15 protein-coding genes are annotated in these 22,175 nt (G+C 42.2%); 2 read left to right on the top strand and 13 right to left on the bottom strand.

Annotated features, from left to right (window positions below; translation table 11 throughout):
* Positions 1 to 73 precede the first annotated feature (73 nt).
* The 9 genes from T487_RS0113750 to T487_RS16080 form a co-directional block, all read right to left on the bottom strand.
* Positions 74 to 1,243: a tetratricopeptide repeat protein gene (locus T487_RS0113750; protein ID WP_031577710.1), complete on the bottom strand. Its 1,170-nt coding sequence runs from the start codon at positions 1,241 to 1,243 to the stop codon at positions 74 to 76.
* A gap of 140 nt (positions 1,244 to 1,383) precedes the next feature.
* Positions 1,384 to 2,775, bottom strand: coding sequence for an RNA polymerase factor sigma-54 (rpoN, locus tag T487_RS0113745; protein ID WP_143004590.1), 1,392 nt, complete (start codon positions 2,773 to 2,775; stop codon positions 1,384 to 1,386).
* Positions 2,776 to 2,854: 79 nt separating this feature from the next.
* A complete protein-coding gene (locus T487_RS0113740) occupies positions 2,855 to 4,234 on the bottom strand; it encodes a tripartite tricarboxylate transporter permease (protein WP_074542612.1) in 1,380 nt (459 codons plus the stop codon).
* 2 nt (positions 4,235 to 4,236) lie between these two features.
* Positions 4,237 to 4,698, bottom strand: a complete 462-nt coding sequence (locus T487_RS0113735) for a hypothetical protein (protein ID WP_031577706.1) — start codon at positions 4,696 to 4,698, stop codon at positions 4,237 to 4,239.
* Positions 4,699 to 4,710: 12 nt separating this feature from the next.
* On the bottom strand, positions 4,711 to 5,973 hold the full coding sequence (locus T487_RS0113730) for a hydroxymethylglutaryl-CoA reductase, degradative (RefSeq protein ID WP_031577705.1): 1,263 nt from the start codon (positions 5,971 to 5,973) through the stop codon (positions 4,711 to 4,713).
* A 2-nt stretch (positions 5,974 to 5,975) separates the two neighbouring features.
* Positions 5,976 to 6,299: an AtuA-related protein gene (locus tag T487_RS0113725; RefSeq protein ID WP_031577702.1), complete on the bottom strand. Its 324-nt coding sequence runs from the start codon at positions 6,297 to 6,299 to the stop codon at positions 5,976 to 5,978.
* Positions 6,300 to 7,670 carry an acyclic terpene utilization AtuA family protein gene (locus T487_RS0113720; RefSeq protein WP_031577701.1) on the bottom strand — a complete coding sequence of 457 codons (1,371 nt, stop codon included), beginning with the start codon at positions 7,668 to 7,670 and terminating at the stop codon, positions 6,300 to 6,302.
* Between the two features lie 198 nt (positions 7,671 to 7,868).
* Positions 7,869 to 9,449, bottom strand: coding sequence for a sigma-54 interaction domain-containing protein (locus tag T487_RS0113715; protein ID WP_031577700.1), 1,581 nt, complete (start codon positions 9,447 to 9,449; stop codon positions 7,869 to 7,871).
* Positions 9,450 to 9,554: 105 nt separating this feature from the next.
* Positions 9,555 to 12,104, bottom strand: coding sequence for an SH3 domain-containing protein (locus tag T487_RS16080; protein WP_051651739.1), 2,550 nt, complete (start codon positions 12,102 to 12,104; stop codon positions 9,555 to 9,557).
* 384 nt (positions 12,105 to 12,488) lie between these two features.
* On the opposite strand from T487_RS16080, the gene galE reads away from it, so the two are divergent.
* A complete protein-coding gene (galE, locus tag T487_RS0113700; protein WP_031577699.1) occupies positions 12,489 to 13,481 on the top strand; it encodes a UDP-glucose 4-epimerase GalE in 993 nt (330 codons plus the stop codon).
* Between the two features lie 63 nt (positions 13,482 to 13,544).
* Here galE and T487_RS0113695 read toward each other — a convergent pair whose 3' ends face one another.
* The 3 genes from T487_RS0113695 to T487_RS0113685 form a co-directional block, all read right to left on the bottom strand.
* Positions 13,545 to 14,237: a nuclease-related domain-containing protein gene (locus T487_RS0113695; RefSeq protein ID WP_036909564.1), complete on the bottom strand. Its 693-nt coding sequence runs from the start codon at positions 14,235 to 14,237 to the stop codon at positions 13,545 to 13,547.
* 200 nt (positions 14,238 to 14,437) lie between these two features.
* Entirely contained in the window at positions 14,438 to 15,415 is a 978-nt protein-coding gene (locus tag T487_RS0113690) for an NAD(P)-dependent alcohol dehydrogenase (protein ID WP_031577696.1), read from the bottom strand.
* A gap of 222 nt (positions 15,416 to 15,637) precedes the next feature.
* A complete protein-coding gene (locus T487_RS0113685; protein WP_031577695.1) occupies positions 15,638 to 17,689 on the bottom strand; it encodes a methyl-accepting chemotaxis protein in 2,052 nt (683 codons plus the stop codon).
* Positions 17,690 to 18,237: 548 nt separating this feature from the next.
* On the opposite strand from T487_RS0113685, the gene T487_RS0113680 reads away from it, so the two are divergent.
* Complete coding sequence (locus tag T487_RS0113680) at positions 18,238 to 19,290, top strand: Fic family protein (RefSeq protein WP_031577694.1); 1,053 nt, start codon at positions 18,238 to 18,240, stop codon at positions 19,288 to 19,290.
* A gap of 364 nt (positions 19,291 to 19,654) precedes the next feature.
* On the opposite strand, the gene T487_RS0113675 is transcribed toward T487_RS0113680, so the two are convergent.
* On the bottom strand, positions 19,655 to 22,174 hold the full coding sequence (locus T487_RS0113675; protein WP_031577693.1) for a glycoside hydrolase family 31 protein: 2,520 nt from the start codon (positions 22,172 to 22,174) through the stop codon (positions 19,655 to 19,657).
* Position 22,175 lies beyond the last annotated feature (1 nt).

Raw genomic sequence — 22,175 nt, 5'->3', positions numbered from 1 at the left:
GTTCTTCGTCTTTTTTCCATGGTTTCATGAAAAAAGAGCCTGAAAAAGGCTCCTGTTTCTAGGGTTTATCTTGTTAAGGTGTCTCCTCTAGCACTGCTTCCACTCTGGAGTTGTTGTAAGGACTTTCGGGCACATCTTCCGGGATTATTTTTAGAACTTCTTTTGCGCCCGTAAGATTGCCTTCCTCATAAAGAAGAAGTCCATAGTGGTAGAGAACCTCCGCATAGTAGTTTCCCTCTTTAAACTCTTCGATGTACCTGCTGTAATACGCCTTCTCCTTCTCCGGGTTTAAAAGCTTTTTATAGGTGGCGGAGAGAAAGTAGACAGCTTCGGACCGGTAGGCTTCTAAAGCGCCTTCCTCTGCCACATGGGTAAAATACCTGATGGCTTTTTCATAGTCTTCTGCCCTGTAAGCGGTAAGGCCTTCTTCAAAAATCTCCACTTCTGTGCCAGAAATAGGTTCAGCTGGAGGTGCCTCCACTTCTTTCTCCCCTTCCTCAGGTGTTTTTTCTGTCTCCAGTTGCTGAAGGAGGACCTCCAGTTTTTCTTTCTCCGCTTTGTACCCTTCTACTTCTTTTCTTAGCTCTTCCGATAGCAGCTTCACTTCTTTCAGCTCTTTATCCATTTCACTATAGCGGTAGAATCCAAAAAGAAGTGAAACGAAGAGGAGGAGAAGAATTCCTGACATGGTGAGGAGCACCTTCTTCTTTACGCCCTGCCCATGGGTTGTACCTTCCATGCCCTCCAGAAGCTCTTTTGCCAAAGGGTTATTTCTATCCATTAAAAGGACCTCTTTCAGATGCTTTCTTGCCTTTTCTTTCTCTTTCATCCCCAGAGCGCACTCCGAAAGTTTTAGTGGCACCCCCACAAGGTTTCGGTTGCCCTCTAAAAGCACTTCGAAAATGCCATAAGCCTTCTCATATTCTTTCCGCTCCAGACTCCTTGTTCCTTCTAAATAGACTTCCTTCAGGGTCTTGAACTCCTCAGAGCTGTAGTAGGAAAGATACTCTTTTGCTTTATTTCCAATCTTCATATGGGAAAAGCTTTTATGCCATGCAGTATAAGCTTTCTCAAAGTCACAGTAGAGATGGCACATAAGCCCCAGGAGGTTCAGAAGATCCGGATCCTTGGGATGCACCTTCATTGCTTCCTTAAGGATCGAGAGTGCTCCTGTGATGTCTTTTTCTTCATAGCATTTCAATGCTTCTTCATAGGCTTTTTTCGCCTGTATTTTTTCATTCAATGTTCTTTTCACCCATTCACTTTACTATTTATCCTCACCTATTATACTACACAGTGATGTCATTTAATAAAAATTTTATCCTGAGTTTTTCTTCTTCATGGGATAACATACCTCGAAATTACTATGAACCCTTCAGATGATCAAAGTCTGCGTAATTTCGCAGATTGAATTCCAGCTTCTTCACGATATTTTGATACTGTTCGCCTTTTTATTAAAATTCCATTTTTATTCAGAATATCTGTGATGTTCTGATCTGAATGTGGTTTGGACGAGTCTTCTTCCCTAATGATTTTTAGTATAGCGCACTCCACCTGACTCTTTGAATATTCTTTAGCATCATTATTAACCGTACCGCTAAGTAAATTCTTCAACTGTATTATGCCACGTGGAGTTTTCATATACTTTTCATTTAATGTTCTACTGACTGTAGATTCATGCACTCCAAGGATCTCCGCAATCTGTTTTATGCTTAAGGATTTCAAAAACTCTGATTTCCCCAAAAGATACTCTTCTTGGCGTCTTATAAGAATCAGCGATACCTTTTCTAGGGTGCTCTTTCTCATCTCCAGGGATTTTATAAGCTGTTCTCCCTTCCTATAATGCTCCAGAAGGTATGCTTTCAGATCTGTATCGACTTGAGCTTTAGCTAACCCCGTATTCAGGATTAGTTTTGGTAGTTTCCATTGAACTCTATGAAGTACTAGTTTATTGTCTTCTTCCCTAACTTCGACATCCGGTATAAAACTTATATTTTCATCTTCTGTTAAGTAACCCATTGATGGTACGAAGCGTACACTCTTAATCTGGTGAATGAGTTCTCTTATAAACTCTTGAGAGAAACCCATCTCCTGCGATATTTTCCTGATATTTCCATTCGCAAGTTCTTTCAGATAGCATCCAATAAGCTGTTCATATGGGGTAGTATCTTTTCCTTTTTGTTTGAGCTGAAAAAGAATGAAATCTACTACGCCAGAGCATCCAACTCCTTGAGGTTCTAATTTTTGAACTTGGAACAGAGCTTCTTTTGCTGTCTTATGGGATACACCAAGCGCCTTTGACACATTCTCTATTCCATCTACAAAGAACCCCCCATTATCCAAAGAGCTTATAATATAAAGCGCAGCTCTTTTAATTTCTTCATTGAATTCCATTGTATTGATCTGATCAACTAAATCTTCTCTTAGTGTTTTTCTATTAGCGATATAGTCTAACGAATACAACTCTTCGCCATTTTGCCTATGAGAACGTTCATAATAGTCTTCTTTAGATAATACCTCAGATGAGTCGTCTGGTGTATTCAGTTGCTCTTCCTGAGAAATGTCTTCCATTTCAAGAAGAGGATTGCATAAGAACTCTTCTTGAATATGTTCTCTTAAAGAGACTGCTGACATGAACAACACTCTCAGTCCATATTGCATTTCTTCTGAAAGCATAAACTGATGATCCAGCTTTTGACTTGTTGTATGCCGAATTTCCATGAATTTTTCTTCCTCCTTTATTCTTATGATATCACATCCTGTTACTTCTTCCACTTGGAATACATACCAGCATTATCAACTCATCACAAAAGCCCATCATGCACAAGCACGATGGACTTTTGTGAATATCTGATTAGAATAAACTAGAGAAAGTAATAAGATTTGTCACAATCCAAGCGGAAGCATAGTATGCCATGAACTGAACTCCTGTATGGATTCCAAAGATATTATGGAGAATACCACCAAAGAATCCTATAAACAACGCTACAAACACTCCGAATACACCTGCTTCATAGAACGCCAACATGAAGATTAACCCCATAAATGCCCCTATCAACGCTTCATGACTAATTTTTCTGAACATCATCTCTGTCCAAGATCTAGCTTTTCTGATGGCCATCGGATATGCAATCATTGCGCCGCCTATGACACCAATGGCTCCATAGAGCAGATAATCCCATGTGGTTAAAAAGCTGTGCAAATTGTTTATTGGGTCAATTGTGAATACAGGTGGCGCATTGAAGAGAGCCGCTGCGGGCCCCAATGCTACGGGTGAAAGAGGGATTCCAAAAGCTAGAAGTGGAATTATAAGTTCTCCGATATATGTCGCGTTACTTACAGCATCTTGAATCCCTAGAGAGGTTGTAACTCGATCATAAAGCTCCTTTCTTTTTCCCCCGAACAATTCTCCAAGAAGTACAGTCATTCCAACTGGAGAAAATGTAAACGTAGTTGCTGAAATTGCCGAAGTAACAGCAATATCACGATTTCCTTTTTTACTGAAAATCTTAAAAGGATTTGGGAACAAAGAATGCTTTCCTTTTGGCTCTGGAGCCAGAAAAATATCATTCTCTTTATCTCTCATCTGCCTCTCACGAAGGCTTGGTACCAGTACATTGAAAAGTTCTGATATCATTGGCCCAATCGTAATCCCCATGAATATTGATATGAAAAGATTCTTCCCAACTGCTTCCATGGATATTCTTTGGAAGCCTTGAATCAGAAAAGCAAAGGGTAAGAGTGCTACGACCGCTCCCCATTTGGCTTTGGACATATATGCAATAAACATGGCACCAAGGGTAAAGATCAATCCAATATATGGTTGAACTAAATCACCTATTGGTGATAATACAAGGGCCGCCAGAATAGAAACTGGTACTGCAATAATCGATCCGATGAGAGATCCAGCCGCCATTTTCTTCATAGCGATGTGGGGGATTCCCATTCTTTTTGCAATGGATGAATTTAACACCATGGGTACAGCCATGGTAGATCCAGGAAGTGCAGCCATCGCAGTTGGAATTGTATGTGAAATTTGCATAGCAACAATAATGCCGATAAACCAGGAAAATAGAACTACTGGATGTAATCCAAGAAGAACCAATATCAATGTCAATGGCGCCATGGTGGCTGTCTCATCTGTACCTGGGATGATACCGATGATTGAGAATAAAATACCACCAACAAAGGCCGCTAGAAAGGCCTGAATGAGTAAAACCGGTGTGATTGTCATAATTAGTTCCCTCCATTTCTTTCCCTGTATTCAGGCTTATAATTGGGTGTACCTTCTGGAATCAGAGCTAAAAAACTCCATAGTTCTAAATCTTCCATTTCTTTGATGATTGCTGGGTCAACAATACTAAGTGCCTCTGTCTCTTCTTCTAGGGTCATACCTGCAAGTTTCAGTATCTCCTCCACTTCGTTCTGCTCCAGCTTTTCCTCAATATTTCGCTTTGGTCTAAAAAGCTTTGCAGAAATTGCACCAGAAAGAATACATCCTGTTATGCCGATAAGAAGTGAGTATCCCTTGGCTAAACTTTCTTCAATGTTTGGATTGCCAACGAAAATCTTTTCTCCCAAAAGATAAAAACTCATTGTGAGTACAATCCCGATTAGGACTGCGGTGAATAGCTCTCTGATAATTACAGTATCTCCCCATACTTCTGTATACTGTAGTTTTTTATTTTTTTGATTCATACTGCACCCCCATTACTTTGTGGACAATTTATTGAACAGTTCTTCAGCGTATTCAAGCCTGACATTTTTCTCTTTTATCATAATAGACACGATTTGTTCTAAGAGATCATCCTTAGCACCAACTGTCGTTGCAAGGTTTCTTGCATGAAGGGACATATGTCCTCTCTGAACACCTTCCGTGGCAAGCACTTTCAACGCTGCCAGGTTCTGAGCAAGACCTACGGAAGCAATGATCATTGCAAGCTCACTGGAAGTTTTTACACCAAGCATTTTCACCGCCACTTGTGCTTGAGGATGTATTTTTGTGGCTCCACCAACGAGTCCTACCGCCATAGGCAGCTCAATCGTACCAACTAGGTTTCCATCATGATCTTTTTCCCAAACAGTTAGTGGTTTGTAGGTCCCAGTAATAGACGCATATGCATGAGCTCCAGACTCTATGGCTCTTGTATCATTCCCAGTGGCAAGAACTACTGGAACAACCCCATTCATAATACCTTTGTTATGTGTCGCTGCTCTGAATGGGTCCACTTCTGCAAAAGCATAAGCTCTTAGAATTGCATCCACTACGCCTTCACCCAATGTCTCTTTCTGCACCTGTACTCTCGCTCTTGCGAGTCTATGAACTGCAAGATTAGATAAGATTCTAAGATAGACTCTTCCACCAGTGATTTCTTCTAAATAAGGAGCTACACTTTCTGCCATTGTGTTCACTGCATTGGCTCCCATGGCATCCAAAGTATTCACTTTAAGATGAACAATAAGCATTTTTCCTACTGCTGTATCCAAAACGCGCGTCTCTACATCAACAACACCACCGCCATACTTTACTAGAACTGGATCTTTATCATTACACATTTGAATAATTTCCTCTTTATGCTCTTGAATCGTAATCGCTGCATAGTTTGGATTGGTAAGATCTGTGATTTGAATCTGAGAAATCATAATAGATCCTGTGTAACTTGCATGAAAACCACCTCCGTCTCTTGCCATTTTTGCTGCATTACTAGCAGCTGCAATAACGGAAGGCTCTTCAGTCACCATGGGAATCATATACTCTTTCCCATTGATTTTAAAGTTGATACCAACGCCCATTGGCAGGGTAAATCTTCCTATTACATTTTCTACCATATGATCTGCAATTTCTTCAGGAAGGGCATCAGGATTTCTTAAAATATTACTTTCTTCATCACTAAGCTCTGCAAACTCGCTAATAATGCGTAGTCTTTCCTCCAATGGAAGTTTGTAAAACCCTCTATAACTGCTGCTTTTCATATTTATTCATCCTCCAGTTCAATTTTCATTCTCATAAATGCGGATGCCATAGACTTCCCCAGACTATCCAGCCTTAGAGATAGAGTAGCTCCTCCACCGAGAGCTTCATACATCACAAAGTTCATTCCACATAATGAATCAACTTCATACCGAATGATTTCCCCCTTTACCATATCACCAAAATGGTCTTTAACTTTTTCAATAGTGACTTTTTCTTTCAATAGTTCATAATCTTTAGGGTTTCTTGCGAATATACAAACATTGCTGATATTTCCTTTATCTCCGGATCTTCCATGTGCAAGTTCATTCAGGAATACTTGTCTCAATTATCTCACCTCCAGTACATGGGATGTCAGATTAACTGCGTCTCTAGGAATAAAGGTTGGCCATAATCCAATGACTTCACGAACCTTGGCGCGTCCGCCAAAGAAACTCGAGCCAGGAGGACCGTTGAGCTGTAGTGGGGCAATTTCAGGTACAATCTTCTCTGCTTCTTCTTTCTTCTCTGTGTGGATGGCAATTCGGAGCACCACTTCATTCAGATTCTTCACATGTTCTTCGCTGAGGTCTGCTGTATTCAGATGTAGAGCATTCAAGCCGATGTAGTCGATTCTGATGTCTTTATACACCAGGTTCTTACGTTTCATTTTTTTCATGATGATCTTAGAAGCGTATTCAGCTTTTTCATAAGCATCCGGATATGCAAAAGACAAGAACGTCTCGACTTTATAGCCATCTAGATAACCCACACAAAGCTTCAACTGATCTGGTCTTCCTTTTCCTTTGATGTCTTCTACCGCAACTCTGTTTTTCCCAACTTCTTTCAACTTGACAGCACTGATGTCTACGTTAACATCTGGTGTGATATAGTTCCCAGGATCATGTACTTCATATAGAATCTGTTCTTTCAGAGACTGCTCCGTGATCAGTCCTCCTGATGTTTCTGATTTTGTAATCACAAGACTGTCTTCTTCAACCTCAGCAATAGGGAACCCTAAAAGATCCATGTCAGGTACATTTCTCCAGTCATAGTCATAGTTTCCTCCAGAAGCCTGGCCTCCACATTCCAGAAGATGCCCTACCATAATCCCTCTTGCCAACTGATCGTAGTCGTCATTCTTCCAACCAAACTCATATTTCAATGGAGCCATAAAGAGTGCAGAGTCAGAGGATCTTCCTGTAATGACGGCATCCGCACCCATTCTAAGGCATTCTTCAATGGGCTCATGACCATGATACACATTTACATTAACGATCTTGTCTTTAATTTCTTCCAGCCTTCGGCCATTGTCTGTGTTGATAAATGGAATTCCTTGCTCCATATACATGGGCATTTTATCCATAATATCATCTCCAAGGACATAACCAATTTTATAATTAGTTACGCCCTTCGCCCGAACTACCTTTTCAAGCGCTTCCACCGCGCTGATAATATTGGTTCCACCAGCATTCGTAATAATCTTAGTTCCTTTTTTCTGAGCGGTTTCAATAATTTCATTCATAATGCCAATAAAGTCTCTTGCATATCCTGCTTTAGGATTTTTAAGTTTCTGTCGTTGCATAATTGATAAAGTCAGCTCCGCAAGAAAGTCCATGGCCATATAGTTGAGATGTTGGGAGTTTATCATCTCTATGGCCGCATCCGGACTATCCCCCCAGAACCCTTGCCCTCCACCAATTGTTATTTTTTTCTTCATGAAGCACCTCCAAATTTTCTCTTCACTTATACTATAGCAATTTCCATGCCAACTTCTCCAAAACACCGAAAACCTTTGGAAACGATTACCCACAGATTGGTATCTAAAATCACGCATAAGAAAAACCATGCCATTTCTGACACAGTTCACACTTTACAAATGCCAAATTTGTCACTAGTGCCAATTTTGACATTTTTTCTATTCTTTACCAACCTCTTCTTTAATCTCTTCTAGACGGCGATAAAAGGTACGCTTGGCAAGCCCCAGCTCCAGCATGGCTGTATTGTAGTCGCCTTTGTGCTTTTCTAATGTGTGGAGAATAATGGACTGTTCAAACTTTTTTATACGATCTTTGAGCGCTCCTTCTTCTTCCAATAAAGGATGCACCTCTTCCGAAACCATTGATCTCATTTCCGGTTCCATCTCAGTCATGCCCGAAGGCAAGTCCTCTAGAGTAATGAGGTTGTCTGCACACAAAAGCACTGAAGATTTCATACAGTTAATAAGTTCTCTCACATTTCCTGGCCAATCATAATTCATAAATGCATTGTAGACCTCTCTGGATATTTTGGCTTCTTTTTGGAACTCTTTGTTGAACTTCTCCAGAAAATACTGTGCCAGGAGGATTACATCCGTACCACGTTCTTTCAGCTGAGGTATGAATAATGAAATTCCATTCAAACGATAATAGAGATCTTTACGAAATTTCTTTTCTTTAATAAGAGTCTCCAGAGGTTGATTCGTAGCCGTGATGATCCGCACATCAATCTTTAGGCTTTTCTTGCTTCCTAAAGGCTGAATTTCTCCTTCCTGGAGAACCCGGAGAAGTTTAGATTGAAGATGCATCGGTAAATCACCAATTTCGTCTAGGAATAAAGTTCCTTTGTCTGCCAGTTGAAATTTCCCTACTTTGCCTTGACGAACTGCACCAGTAAATGCACCCTCCTCATACCCGAAAAGTTCACTTTCAATGAGGTTTTCGGGTATTGCGGCACAATTAAGGCTAACGATTGGCATTTTCTTTCTTAGGCTGTTTTTATGAATCAACTGTGCGAATATTTCCTTGCCAACACCATTCTCTCCTCTGACCATCACAGAAATATCCGTTGGTGCTACAATCAGTGTTTTTGAGATTACATCAAGAAATGGTCCACTTTCTCCAATGATATTGTGATTTTTCAGTTCTTTCAGCGCTTCATTTTGCCTTAAATAATCACTTGCTACATTTCTGACACGCCGCACTTCTCTACCAAGTTCTTTCAGTTCTGTTATGTCTTTAAAAATAGAATAAGCTCCCTCAATCTGTTCGTCTTCCATAATAGGATAGATTTTCACATCCACATATTTTCCTATGGATTTAATCCTAAGGTTTTTTTGATGAATAGGCTCACCGGTTTTTAGAACATCGAGAATTGACGCCCCCTCTTCAATCTCATGCATGAACTTCCCAATGACTTTATGGACTGGCACTCCTAAAATCACAGCATACATGGAATTCACATAAAAAATTCTTCCCGACTTATCGATAGCAACTATGCCTTCTTCTATATTTTCCAATACTACACTTTTCATGTATTCATTACATTTCTCCACGAGAAATACTATCAGCTCCCTCTTTACTTCCCCAATAATTTCTTTCTCTTCATTCACAATACCCAGTACTTCTTCCTCTGACTGTGCTATTTGTATTGAATTGGTTTTTGTCAGTGACTGATTACCTGATAGTAAAACTTCATATATATTTCGAGAAGGCTTCCTCATAATATCAACTAACTTCATTAAACTTCTCCTTAACATAATTACTGAAATATAAAAGTGAAACATCGCAACTACTTGTATGAAAAAGCCACCTATTTCTCATAAGGTGGCTTTCATAAAAAATTCTTACTTCTTAAAAGTTGGATAGATGAAGGTCTGAGTGAGTCCTTTTCCGCCCGCTTTGATATAGTCTTCCATCTGAGTTTTTAGTCTGCCCGCCTGCTTAATAGCCCATCCGAGATCCGTGGCATACTGATGGCTCATGTTCTCTGCCATGTTGAATCTCATCTTATATAGAGTATTCTGCTTGGTGGAACGGTTGATGTAATTCTCACTGATCCACTTGGCTCCACCCTTGATGGCGTCCTCGACGGTGAACCACCCTTCTTTATATGCTCTCTGGGCCCCCCAGAAGTTTGGATTCACATCCCAGGCACCTATTCCAAAGACATTATAGACATTTTTTCGTTGTTCCTCAGGCAAACCGTCCACAATGATGGTAGAATTATCACCGAATTTAGTGTAGGTATCTTTCACCATTTGTCCTTTCGCCAAAACAGAGGTACCGTGTCCAGTCTCATGGATGGCGTGGGTAATCAGGTAGAAAGGATTCACCCCATAAAGGTCTGCCCCATCAAGGAACGCTTGCCCCATTCCTTCCAGGACACCTTTTCCTTTGAGAATCAGATTCAGGTCTTCCGCCGTAATAGACATCTGTCCTTTGGTATAGTTCAGCTGAAGGAACATATACTTATCCGCATCGCTGTAGATGTAGTTTACAGGATCAATATAGGATTCAATGGTTCTGAAGTCTTTGGAGGACGTGATGCTATTGTTGTATTCAAGGGCTGCATACTCATCCCTGGTCTTGGACTGCTGCTCAGATACAAAGTTCTCCGTACCTGCACCCTTCAGAACAATTCCGCTTCTGTATACAGTGCCGTCATTTCCGGTGATTTCAATTGCCACTGTATTCATCCCAGCCTTGAAATCTCCTGCACTGACGTTAAAGGAGAAGTTTCCAGCTGGAAGCGTACCCTTCTGAACGCCATTGATGTAGTATCTTACGGATGAAACACCATCTACATAAGAGGTGGATCCTGTTACAACTGCTGTTCCCGATGGTACCGCACCGCCATCTGAAAGACCTCCGATGGTGACCACTGGAGATGGCTTGATCATGGTAAAGCTTAGTGAGCTCTTTTTCACTGTACCATCTTTTCCTTTACTCTCCACTTCGATCTTGTGTAGTCCAGGAGCTAAGGATGCCTTTGGTATTGTAAAGGTAAACCCAGTATTCTCCAGGTTATACCCATCGCTGTATAAAGTATTAAGATCCGGTCTTGCCACGCGTTTCACAGTCATATCTTTTCCATCCACTTTTACAGTGACAGAAACTATGCCATCATAAGACAGAGCTCTACCGCTCACGGTAACGTCCACATTGTTATAGCTGGACTTGAGATCTTCCAAAAGAAGCACTTGAGGCTTCTTTTCTGCCACTGGTGGTTCTGGTGTTGGTGTAGGCGTTGGTTCCGGAGTTGGTGTAGGTGTAGGTGTAGGTGTAGGTGTAGGTGTAGGATTCGCCACAACCTTTGTCAGGTAGGCGTTGGACACCCAACCGGTTTTTCCACTATAAGTCACATTGGTCCATCCACCAGAAACCTTCAGCACCGTCACGGTCTTTCCCTTTGGAATGGTGAGCAGGATGCTGCTGCTTGTGGATGCACTGGAGCGAAGATTGAGGTTCGCTGTGGTGCTGGCAGTTCCAACACCAGCCGGAGCTTCCGGCGTCGGTGTTGGCGTTGGTGTTGGAGACGGTGTGGTTGGTGCTGTTACTGTTACAGTTTTTAAGTAAGCTTTCGACACCCAGCCTGTCTTGCCGCTGTAGGTCACGTTGCACCAGCCTCCAGATGTGCTGTTCACAGTCACTGCCTTTCCTTTAGGAATGGTTAATATCACTCTGTTACTTGTAGAGGCACCAGTTCTCATATTAAGGTTCGCTGTGGTTGTAGTCTGACTGGTGGAAGGTGCAGTCGGCGTTGATGGCGCTGGCGTTGTAGGTGGTGCTGGCGTTGTAGGTGGTGCTGGATTTGAGGTTACATTGCTGTAAGATCCCAAATAGCGACTTGAAACATAACCAGTTTTTCCATTATAAGTCACCTGTGACCATCCATTGCTGGAAGAAAGCACTGTGACCTGTCCACCTCTAGGGATGGTCAGAATGATGCTCTTGCTTGTAGAGGCACCCGTTCTCATATTTAAGTTCGCTGTTGTCTTAGCTGTCTGTGTTCCTGCAGGGGATGTAGGTCTTGGCGCTTCTGGAGTCACCACTGTGGTTCCACCGCTGGCAGTAAAAGAAACATACTGGGTATTGGCTGAAATATAAAGACCGTTGGACAGTTTGTACATCTCTCTGCCGCTGACCAGATACTTGGCCACCACATTCAGTTTGGTGCCCTGTGAAAATACCTTGGTTCTTGCATTCCAGTCTGCTCTGGAATAAGACCATAAAGACTGTGCTTTTACCGTAAGCACTCCCTGAGTCTGATTAACCAGTGTGGATGCTTCCACTGTAACCGGTGTGCTGATGGCTGGATTTATGACACTACTTAAACCAAGCGTCAGTACCACGCCTGTCTTCACCAGTAAATTTCGTGTATTCTTACTTAACATCGGATCCCCCTCACTTTACAAAAACATATCTCATCACAATCTTAATAATACATACACCATCTAAAAACTCATCTATTCATACAAGGTATATGATTCTGATGTTACACCCTGAATTATAGCATTAACACCTTGATAATTCTATAATTATTAAGAATTTCTGTTAGTTTTTACAATTTAGTTCAATTTTTTTCTGAATCTACCAAAGACTCTTCTATCCCCCCTCTTCCTTCCTAACATTTTCATTCTTCATCCGTGTATTTCCCCTATACTCATCTATGTTTTCCATAGACAAAATGACACAAATTAGAAGATACCATGGAAACTTTCATCCATTATGGCGTATAATGAGGAAGAAATGAATAAAATGCATGAGGAGGACAACACGTGAATATATTTGTGACGGGAGGTACTGGCTACATAGGAAGCCATACCTGCATAGAACTGATTAAATCCGGTCATCAGGTGGTCATAGCAGACAATCTGGTGAACAGTAAAATTGAAGTACTGTCCCACATCGAAACCATTACGGGAGTCTCCATTCCTTTCTATGAGGCGGATGTAACGGACGAAGCCAAGGTCCGGGATATTTTCCAGGCACATAAGTTTGACGGTATCATCCATTTTGCAGGCCTGAAAGCCGTAGGTGAATCGGTGGCAAAGCCTCTTGCTTATTACTACAACAATCTGGTTTCCACCATGGTGCTGGCAAAACTTGCCATAGAGTTTGACATCCCTAAGTTTGTGTTCAGCTCTTCCGCCACCGTATATGGAGATCAGCCATCTCCACTGAAAGAGGATATGCCCCTCATGAAAACCACCAATCCCTATGGAGAAACCAAAGCCATGAGTGAGCGCATCCTCACTGATGCCGCTGCAGCCAATGACAGATTTGCTGTAACGCTTCTCAGATACTTCAATCCTGTAGGCGCCCACGAAAGCGGCCTCATCGGAGAAGACCCCAATGGTATTCCAAACAACCTGATGCCTTTTGTCACAAGAGTGGCCAATGGAAAACTTGAGAATCTCAGCATCTTCGGTGATGATTACGACACCGTGGATGGAACAGGTGTAAGAGACTACATCCATGTGGTGGATCTCGCCAATGGTCATGTGAAGGCCATTGAGCATCTCACAGAAGGCGTGCATATCTACAATCTTGGCACCGGAAAAGGCACCTCCGTGCTGGAACTGGTCCAGGCCTTCATCAAGGAAAATCAGGTAGAAGTGCCTTATGCCATCGTGGGAAGACGTCCTGGGGACATCGCCACCTGCTACGCAGACGCAGAGAAAGCGGAGAAAGAACTTCAGTGGAAGACCACCTTCACCATTGAAGATATGGTGAGAGACTCCTGGAACTTTGAGAAAAACGCAAAATAAGAAATAGCAAAAGACTTCAGAACGTGAGCTTTTTCAGCTTATGTTCTGAAGTCTTCTTTTCTTTTACGGATTCTCTTTTCGGCTGCGAAGACCCTCAATGTGCTTTACCTTCACATCATCTTTCTGAAGCGCATACTGGGAAAGGTGATAATAGAGTCCATCCACCGTCCAAGTGGTCATGATCTCCTCTCTTCTTCTTAAGTCTTTCTCCAGAAACTCCCTCAACTGGTTTCGTTTTATGACTTCCACTTCTTCTTTATAAACTTCCACATTCTTCAGCTCGCACCGTTCACTGAAGATAATATAGGATTTGAAAAGCTTCGGATGGTTCATCTTCACAACGCTTTCCAATGCTTTGATGTGACCGTCATTTTGCCATACGGGATTATAAAAGGAATACTTTTTTCCTCCGGGCAAGGTTTGAACCCACTCTTTTTGCCTATTGTTTCCAAAGATCCATCCACTGTAGTTTTTAGATTCAAAGACGTAGACTCCAGTTTCTGCGATCATGATGAGATCGATCTCCGTGGTGGTTCCATCTTCTTTTGGAATATACACATTGGTGAGAAGCTTGTGATATCCATCCAGTTTCTCCAGGGTCAAAAAGGTCTGGTATTCTCCATAGAGTCCTTTATCCCGAAAAACTTCCATCATGGTTTTTCCGCTGGCTTCCTTATATCCTGATGTCCTATACTCACGCCGTTTGGGTTCTAGAAATAGTATAAATAGAATAATTCCTAGTATCAGTATTTCCATACCTTATCCTCCAGAATACACTTATACTATTATTCTATAATAGAACGGATGATAATTCTATAATTACTTTTCATTCTTTTCTCTATCACATCCATCATGTTTCAGGCTAAATGAGAGATGTTCATAAATAAAGAAAAGAACTTCTCTTCCGGATATCATCGGGTTTGAAATTCTTTTCCTATGGTTTTTATTTCAGTTTTCTATCGCGGTGGTTTTGAGACAATCTTTCCTGGCACATGTCCTTCGGAAAGCTCTTTTATGCCCTCTGGTATCTGTTCAAATGGTATTTCTTTGAAAATCACAGGTTTTACAGATCCTTCTTCTGCAAGCTTAGCGATGAAGGCCAGATCTTTTCCACTGGGCTTTGCCATGAGCACTTGAAAGCTCTTCCCATCTTTTTTAGAGAGCAGTGAACCAAAGATGGACATTCTTAAGAGCTCTTTTGTGGAGCTGCTGCCAATGAGGACAAACCGCCCATGAGGTTTTAGAAGATCTTTCACGAGTTTCACCGGATAGTGCCCATTCACGCCAAGAATGAGATCAAAGGAGCCTCTGAGCTTCTCGTAATCCATGGTCTTATAATCCAGCACTTCCGAAGCCCCCAGTGCTTTCGCCTGGGAAAAGTTCTTCTTTGAGGTCACAGCCGTGATCTCTCCTCCAAAGTATTTGGAAAGCTGCACAGCATAGGTGCCAACGCCACCGGAGGCGCCTAAAATCAGCACCTTTTCTCCCGCTTTCAGTCTGCCTGCATCTCTAACTCCTTGAAGGGCTGTGACCGAGGCCAGAGGCAGGGCTGAGGATTCCAGAAAACTCAAGTTATGCGGCTTTTTCGAAAGAATGGATTCTTTAGCGGAAACAAACTCTGAAAATGCACCAAAACCGCTGTCAGCAAGGTCCCCATATACTTCATCTCCCACTTTCAGATTCAGCACTCCTTCCCCCGTTTCCACTACGGTGCCAGAGAAATCTCCGCCTTTCACGGGATTTTTGGGTTTGAACAGTCCTGAGCTGAACCTTATGATAAAGGGCTTTCCTTCTAGAAGCCTCCAATCCGGAGCATTGAGAGATACGCCCTGTACTTTTACGAGCACCTCTCCTTTTCCGGGTTTGGGCTTATTTACCTCTTCAATGGTAAGCACTTTGTAGTCTCCATATCTTTTCTGAACAATTGCTTTCATTTACCTTCACCTTCTTCTTTTCAAAGTCTTAGTACTACATTAACTTTATTCTGAATACTCTGTCAATAAATATTTATACTTATATCCACTCACTTATAACCCCCCATTGAAAACACTGCTCCTCTTAAAACCTTCCTCTATTAGCTTCCTGATGTATGACCTTCCTTTTCATCAATGAAAAAGGATCCTTCCAAAGTTGGAAGAACCCTTTCTGATGCTATCTTATATTTTGAACTTCTCAATGAGTTCTTTCAGACGGTTTGAGATCAGCTGCAGCTTTTCTCCACTGGCCGCAATCTCATTGATGGTAGCGGCCTGCTCTTCTATGGCTGCAGAGGCCTCTTCGGTTCCAGCTGCATTCTCCTCGGAAATGGCAGAGAGGTTCTGAGTCAGCTCAATGATCTTTTCCTTGTTCTCATTCATCTTAAGGGAGGAGCCATTGAGAAGCCTTAGCACCTTCCTGATATCGTCGATGGAACTTGCTATGGATTCAAACTTCTCTTCAGTGGTGTGGACACTGCTCTCCTGATCGCTGATGATCTCTACTACCTTTTCCATGACCTTTACAGCTGTAATAGAGTTTTCTTTTAGTTCTTTAATATCGTTTTTGATATCGCTGCTGAAAGTTCCAGACTGCTCCGCGAGCTTTCGGATCTCCTCTGCAACGACGGAGAACCCTCTTCCAGCTTCTCCTGCTCTGGCAGCTTCTATGGCAGCATTCAGTGCCAGAAGATTGGTCTGGTCTGAGATGTTCTGGATCATGGAGCTGGCTTTGTCGATCTTTTCAGCGCTGAGATTGTTCTTTAGGATAGACTGATGAATCTCCTCTGTGGCTCTACTGCTTTCCTCAGTTTTCTCCACCAGTTTCTTCAGGGTTTCAAACCCCTCCACCTTCTCTTTTTCTATGGCCATGGCAGCCGTATTGAGGTTTCTCAGTTCTTTCTCATCTTCCTCCATAAGTTTACCCATATCATAGACTTTTTCTGCGGTGACTTCCGTGTCCAGTGCCTGATCGCTGGCTCCCTTTGCGATCTCCTCGATGGTCTTGGCCACTTCATCGGACACATGGGAAGCTTCTCCGGAGGTTCTTGCAAGAAGTTCTGTAAGCTCTGCCATTTCTTCCGCATTGCCAGAAACCTGCTCCACCATGGTTCTTAAATCCTTCAGCACTTGGTTGTAGGATTCTCCCATCTGGCCCAGCTCGTCCTTAGTTTTCACTTCCACAGGCTTTGTGAAGTCTCCTTCTGCAAGGAAAGAAAGATTATGTACAAAGCCTTTGATTCCTTTGGTAAGGGACGCACTGTAAAGGCTGATGAGAAGAGAGCCCAGAAGAAGAACTGCAAAGGCTACTATTGCTCCTTTCAGGACCATGGCATCCACTGCACTGTAGAGCTCATCGATGGGTGCCATGACCACCAGCTTCCACCCGGTGCTGGCTAAGGTGAGATAATAAGCATCAAAGTCTTTTCCATTCAGTGTTACAGGTGCTTTCCCATAGGGCGCTTCGCTGATCTTCACCGCAAGGCCTTTCATCTCTTCCTCTTCAGTGATGTTGACCTTCATAACCTTCTCTTCATCCTCATGGGCGATGTAGAGCCCTTCCTGGTCCAGAAGAAAAGCATATCCAGTCTCGCCCAGCTGAACTTCTCCGATTCTTCCCTGAATGGTGGAAAGATCATAGTCCGCTGTGACAACACCTTGAAATCCGCCTGATGAAATTATTGGCAGCGATGTGGTAATCATGGTGATGCCTGTGGTTTCGTCAAAGTATGGACTGGTCCATACACTGTCTTCTTTGATGGCCTTACCTGCCAGATACCAGTCGGTGCTGGGATAGTCGTATTCTTCTGTTTCATAGTCTTCCGTATACAATATGCTGTCCCCATCCCGATAGACATAGGGCCCGAAGTAATAGTCCTCAGGACTGAATTTATTGGGTTCCAGCCATAGTCCACTGCCTAGGGTGTTCTGGTTCATGGTGACCAGCTCTTCCAGCATCACCTTGTAGTCACTTTTCTCCAGCGTATTTCCTTTCGCACGATAGACCGATGCCACGGCTTCTGCCACTTTCTCATGGGCGGTGAACTCATGCTCGATGGATTCATAGATGGCCGTGAGTTCTTTTCCGACACGCTCCTCGATTTGCTTTTCCAGCGCGCTCTTTGCATCTGTTACTGAAACTGCTGCGATGGCACCTGTAGCGACCAGTAGAATTGGCAAGAATACCAGAAGCATTTTGGTGCGGATGCTTTTTCTTTTGTTGTAAAATCCCATTTCTTTCCCCTCTTTTTCATTATTTCGTCTTTTGTCTCCATCATCCTGTCTTTTCTTAGTATCGGCAGGAGGATTTTTTCCTTAAGGGAATCTCAATAATATTTTGGTGTTCAAATTAAGGCTTCGTTTCTATTAAGAAAGTGTTCTTCTGAGCTGATGGCATAAAAGTCAAATAAATGCAGCGGAGTGAGGTTTACGATCCTCTTCCGCTGCATCAGGCGGTGTCATGTATTTACTTTTCTTCATTCATAAGCTCTACCGCATCTATATATTCCCGTAGCGATTAGGGATCATTGAGACTCTTCCAGTATCATAATTCATTGTTTCCTAGTTATAAGTAGAATCAAATGGTTTTCCTATTCTAAGGCAGGAAAACAAAACACTTTATTCTTTAGTGTCTTTTGATTACGAAACCGCAATCAAGATGATCAGAACGATTCTATAGGCGTTGCGAGTTTCGAAGAGATTTATCTGCATATTTTATTTGTTATCTGCATATAATGATGATAAAATTATGCATATAGAAACAAAAATAGGCAGGTGAAGAAGTGAAGGAGTTTAATTACAAAAGTATAAACAGTGAATTACTGGTTCCTGAAATCATGAATCTAGTATCTCAGATTCATGAGTATAAAGGAAAACAAGAACTTTTCATGAGGGCTAAACCAGATATACTCAAAGCCATGCTGGAGGTAGCAAAGATTCAAAGTACCGGGGCATCTAATCGAATTGAAGGAATATTCACTTCTGATTCGAGGCTTGAAGAACTGGTTTCCAAAAAGGCAGAACCTCTGAATCGAGATGAAGAGGAGATTGCAGGATACAGGGAAGTGCTACAAACAATCCATGAAAATTATAATTACATTCTCTTAAGGTCAAGTGTAATCTTAGAATTGCACAGAGACCTATATAGTTTTCACCCCTCCACCTATGGGGGCCGATATAAGAATCAGGACAATGTTATTGAAGAAGTGGACGAAAGAGGAATTCATCGAATACGCTTTAAACCCTTATCCGCCTTTGAAACGCCCGAAGCAGTAGAGAAGTTATGTACTGCTTATCATGAGGCAATAAATGAGGGGAGAATTGACCCGTTAATTCTAATTTCAAAGTTTGTATTGGATTTTCTGAGCATACATCCGTTTAATGATGGTAATGGTAGAATGAGCAGACTCTTAACACTTTTACTGCTTTACCAGCAAGGCTATATTGTTGGAAAGTATATCAGTGTAGAAATGCTCATTGAAAGCACGAAGGAGAGTTATTATAAAACCCTTCATGAAAGCTCTATAGGCTGGCACGAAAACAAAAACAGTTATCTGCCTTTTGTAACATACTACCTAAGTATTTTATTGAAAGCGTATAAAGACTTCTCTGATAGGGTCGAAACTGTAGCTATAGATAAAATGGGGAAATCAGAAAGAGTAAAAGATCTATTCGATAAAAAGGTGGGAAAACTATCTAAGAGAGAAATCGCTGACACTTATCCCGATATCAGTGTTACAACCATTGAAAAAGCACTCTCTGATTTATTGAAAGATGGATACATCATAAAAGTAGGGTCAGGAAGAGGTACTGCATATATAAAGAATCTAGACTAGCAAACTACTCGTTGCTTAAATGATTAACCATCCTACCATGAGAATCAGCTTCTCTTTTCAGAATCAAACAGAATACTTTTTTCAAACCGATATATTTCACACCAGATGATCCACCAGCCTAAAAACGCAGACCAAATCTTTTTCCTTAAACGTTTTAAAGATACTAATTCATCCTCCACGAAGTGACGAAAAGAAAGATTTTAAAATGCGAATAAAAACAGAACCGCAGCAGGTACGAGGGGGGACCTCTCATCTGCTGCGGTTCTTTCTATTTTAACTTTTTTTAGTAAATAGCTTTTTATAAATCTTCGTGATTCCTCATCATTTTATGGCCGTTTATTACGTTGCATCTTCAAAGAATCTTCTAAAACTCCTCTTCCTGCTCCATACCGATGAGATCAAATTTCTCCCGGCTGATAATGATATCAAACTTCTCTTTATGAGGTCTTTCTGTCTTAATGAGGACCATCCTCGTACTGAGGTCATAATACCATCCTTTGTTAGCTTCATCGAGATTATCCTTCACAAGGAATCTTGGCAGCTGCTCACCGTCCACACTGACATATAAAGCACCCTTGTCTTTACTCATGACTCTCAATGTCATTTTCTCCACCGGATCTTCATAGGTACCCTCACTGTCAAAGGAGATGGTGATTTTTTCACCAGGTGTTACTGATATCCATGTTCGTTTGTAGACGCCAGATTCATAATCCTTTGAGTGTCCGTCATCATCATAATAGAGGAAGCTGGTCCCCTTTTCCGCACTGATGATAAAATCCAGACTCTTCATCACATCTGTAGATGCCTGATGGACATCCTCCGTGGTCATGAAGACGGCATCCCCTCGTAAAAACATGGGAATGGTTCCAAAATCCACAGGGATGGTGATGCTCTGGCCTCCTTCATAGCACTTGTACTTATCGTTCATATCATACCAGAGACTTCCTTTAGGTAAGTAGAGCGTTCTGGTCTTTGCATCTTTTTCCACCACATTGGCCACCAGGACAGATGGGCCAAACATGAAGGTCAGATGCTTATCACCATAGCAAAGTGTATCATCCGGAAACTCCAAAAATAGAGGTCTCATGGCTGGAACACCGGTCTCATGGGCTTGTCTCATGAGAGAATACAGATAGGGCATCATCCTGTACCGAAGTGCAAAGGCCTCCCTGATATGCTCAAGATGCTCTTCGTACATCCAGGGCTGTGTCACTGTATTGTCAGAGTTTGCAGAGTTCATACAGAATCTGGGCTGGAAAACGCCACTTTGTATCCATCTGAGGAGAAGCTCTCCTTCCGGAGCAGGTCCTGCAAAACCTCCAATGTCACATCCCATATTGGGTACCCCGGAAAGGCCCATGCCAAGAATGGTGGCAATATTGAACTTCACTGTACGCCAGTCTGTGAGATTGTCTCCCCCCCACACCTGAGCATACCGCTGTATTCCAGCGTAGCCAGCTCTATTTATGATATAGGGACGCTCAGTAGGATACATTTCATTCAGTGCTTCTTTTCCCACATAGGCCATCATATTGGAATGGATGATTTTTAAGTCTTCCATAGTTCCGCCTTTGCCGTTGTTGTCACAAATCGCTTTCCGATCCTCGATGCCATCATACTCGCAGTTGTCATTCCACACGGTTTTGGATCCTTTGGCCAGCAGCGTCTTTTTCAGCAGCTCTTTCCATGTATTTCTTCCGGACTCGCTGGTGAAATCCACAAACTTCCCTTGGCCACCCCACCATCGTCCTTCATAGTCCTTTTTCCCATCTGGCGTTTTCACAAACACATCATTTTTCACAAAAGTATCCATATATGGATGCTTTGGCAGTATGCCTGGTTTCATATTGGGGATCACATTGATGCCCATTTCCTCCATTTTTTGGAAGAACCCTTCCGGATCCGGGAATCTCTTACGGTTCCAATTGAAGATATACCGGAGCTTGTCTTCTTCCCCCGCAGAGTAGCCAGAAGCGAGCCAGAAGTTATCAATGTAGATTTTTTCATCAAAATGCTTCTGTATCACCTGATAGATCTCTTCATCACAGTTCTCATCCAGCTCCGCATAATACATGGTGGAAGCCGTGTATCCCAAGGACTGTTTTGTTGGTAAAGCTGGCCTTCCTGTAAGATAGGTATACCCATCCACTACTCTTTTAGCATCCGGTCCGTAAATCAGGAAGAGATCCAAGTCTCCTCCATCCACTTGATAGTAGGCATAACGTTCCCAATAGCCACTGATTTCATTTCCCATGTCAAAAACACTGTCGTGAGCATTATTGTAGAAAAATCCTACGGTCTTCCCTGTATTTTCATCCGTTCTCATATAGAAAGGAATGTGCTTATAAAGAGGCTCTCCAATTTCCGGATCGTGTCCTATGGCATCTTTAGGGGACATTCTCATGCGTCTTCCCTTTTTATCCAGATGACCTGTTTTTTCACCGAAGCCATAGAAATGATCTTTCTGTGGATCCATACAAGTATAATGGAAGAGTCTGCCCAAGTGGTCCTTCTCATAAGCTCTCTCTTTGAGATCCTTATAAATCAGATTTCCCTGAAGATCCTTCAGCACGAAGCTGAATGGATCCTTTCTTAAGGTGAGCACCATTTCTTTGGTGGTGAAAGTGATTTTCTTGTCTGTTTCTTCCACCTCTACCAAAGCGGGCTCAATCCTCTTCCGTTCCTCGGAAAGAAGTTCATCCAAATCATCCTCCCATGCCGTGGTGACCAAGGCATAGGAAGACTCTCTGAATGTTTTGTCAAAACTGGTCCGGATTCTGACGATATGCTCTGTCATGAACACAATCATGACATCTGCAGTATCTGCGTGAATCAGATATCCATTGTCCGTCTTTTCCATTGATACATATTTTTTAATGAGCATG

The sequence above is a fragment of the Proteiniclasticum ruminis DSM 24773 genome (assembly GCF_000701905.1).
Taxonomy (GTDB): domain Bacteria; phylum Bacillota; class Clostridia; order Clostridiales; family Clostridiaceae; genus Proteiniclasticum; species Proteiniclasticum ruminis.
The sequence above is the reverse complement of the archived record's forward strand: the minus strand, read 5'-3'. Positions and strand labels throughout refer to the sequence as shown.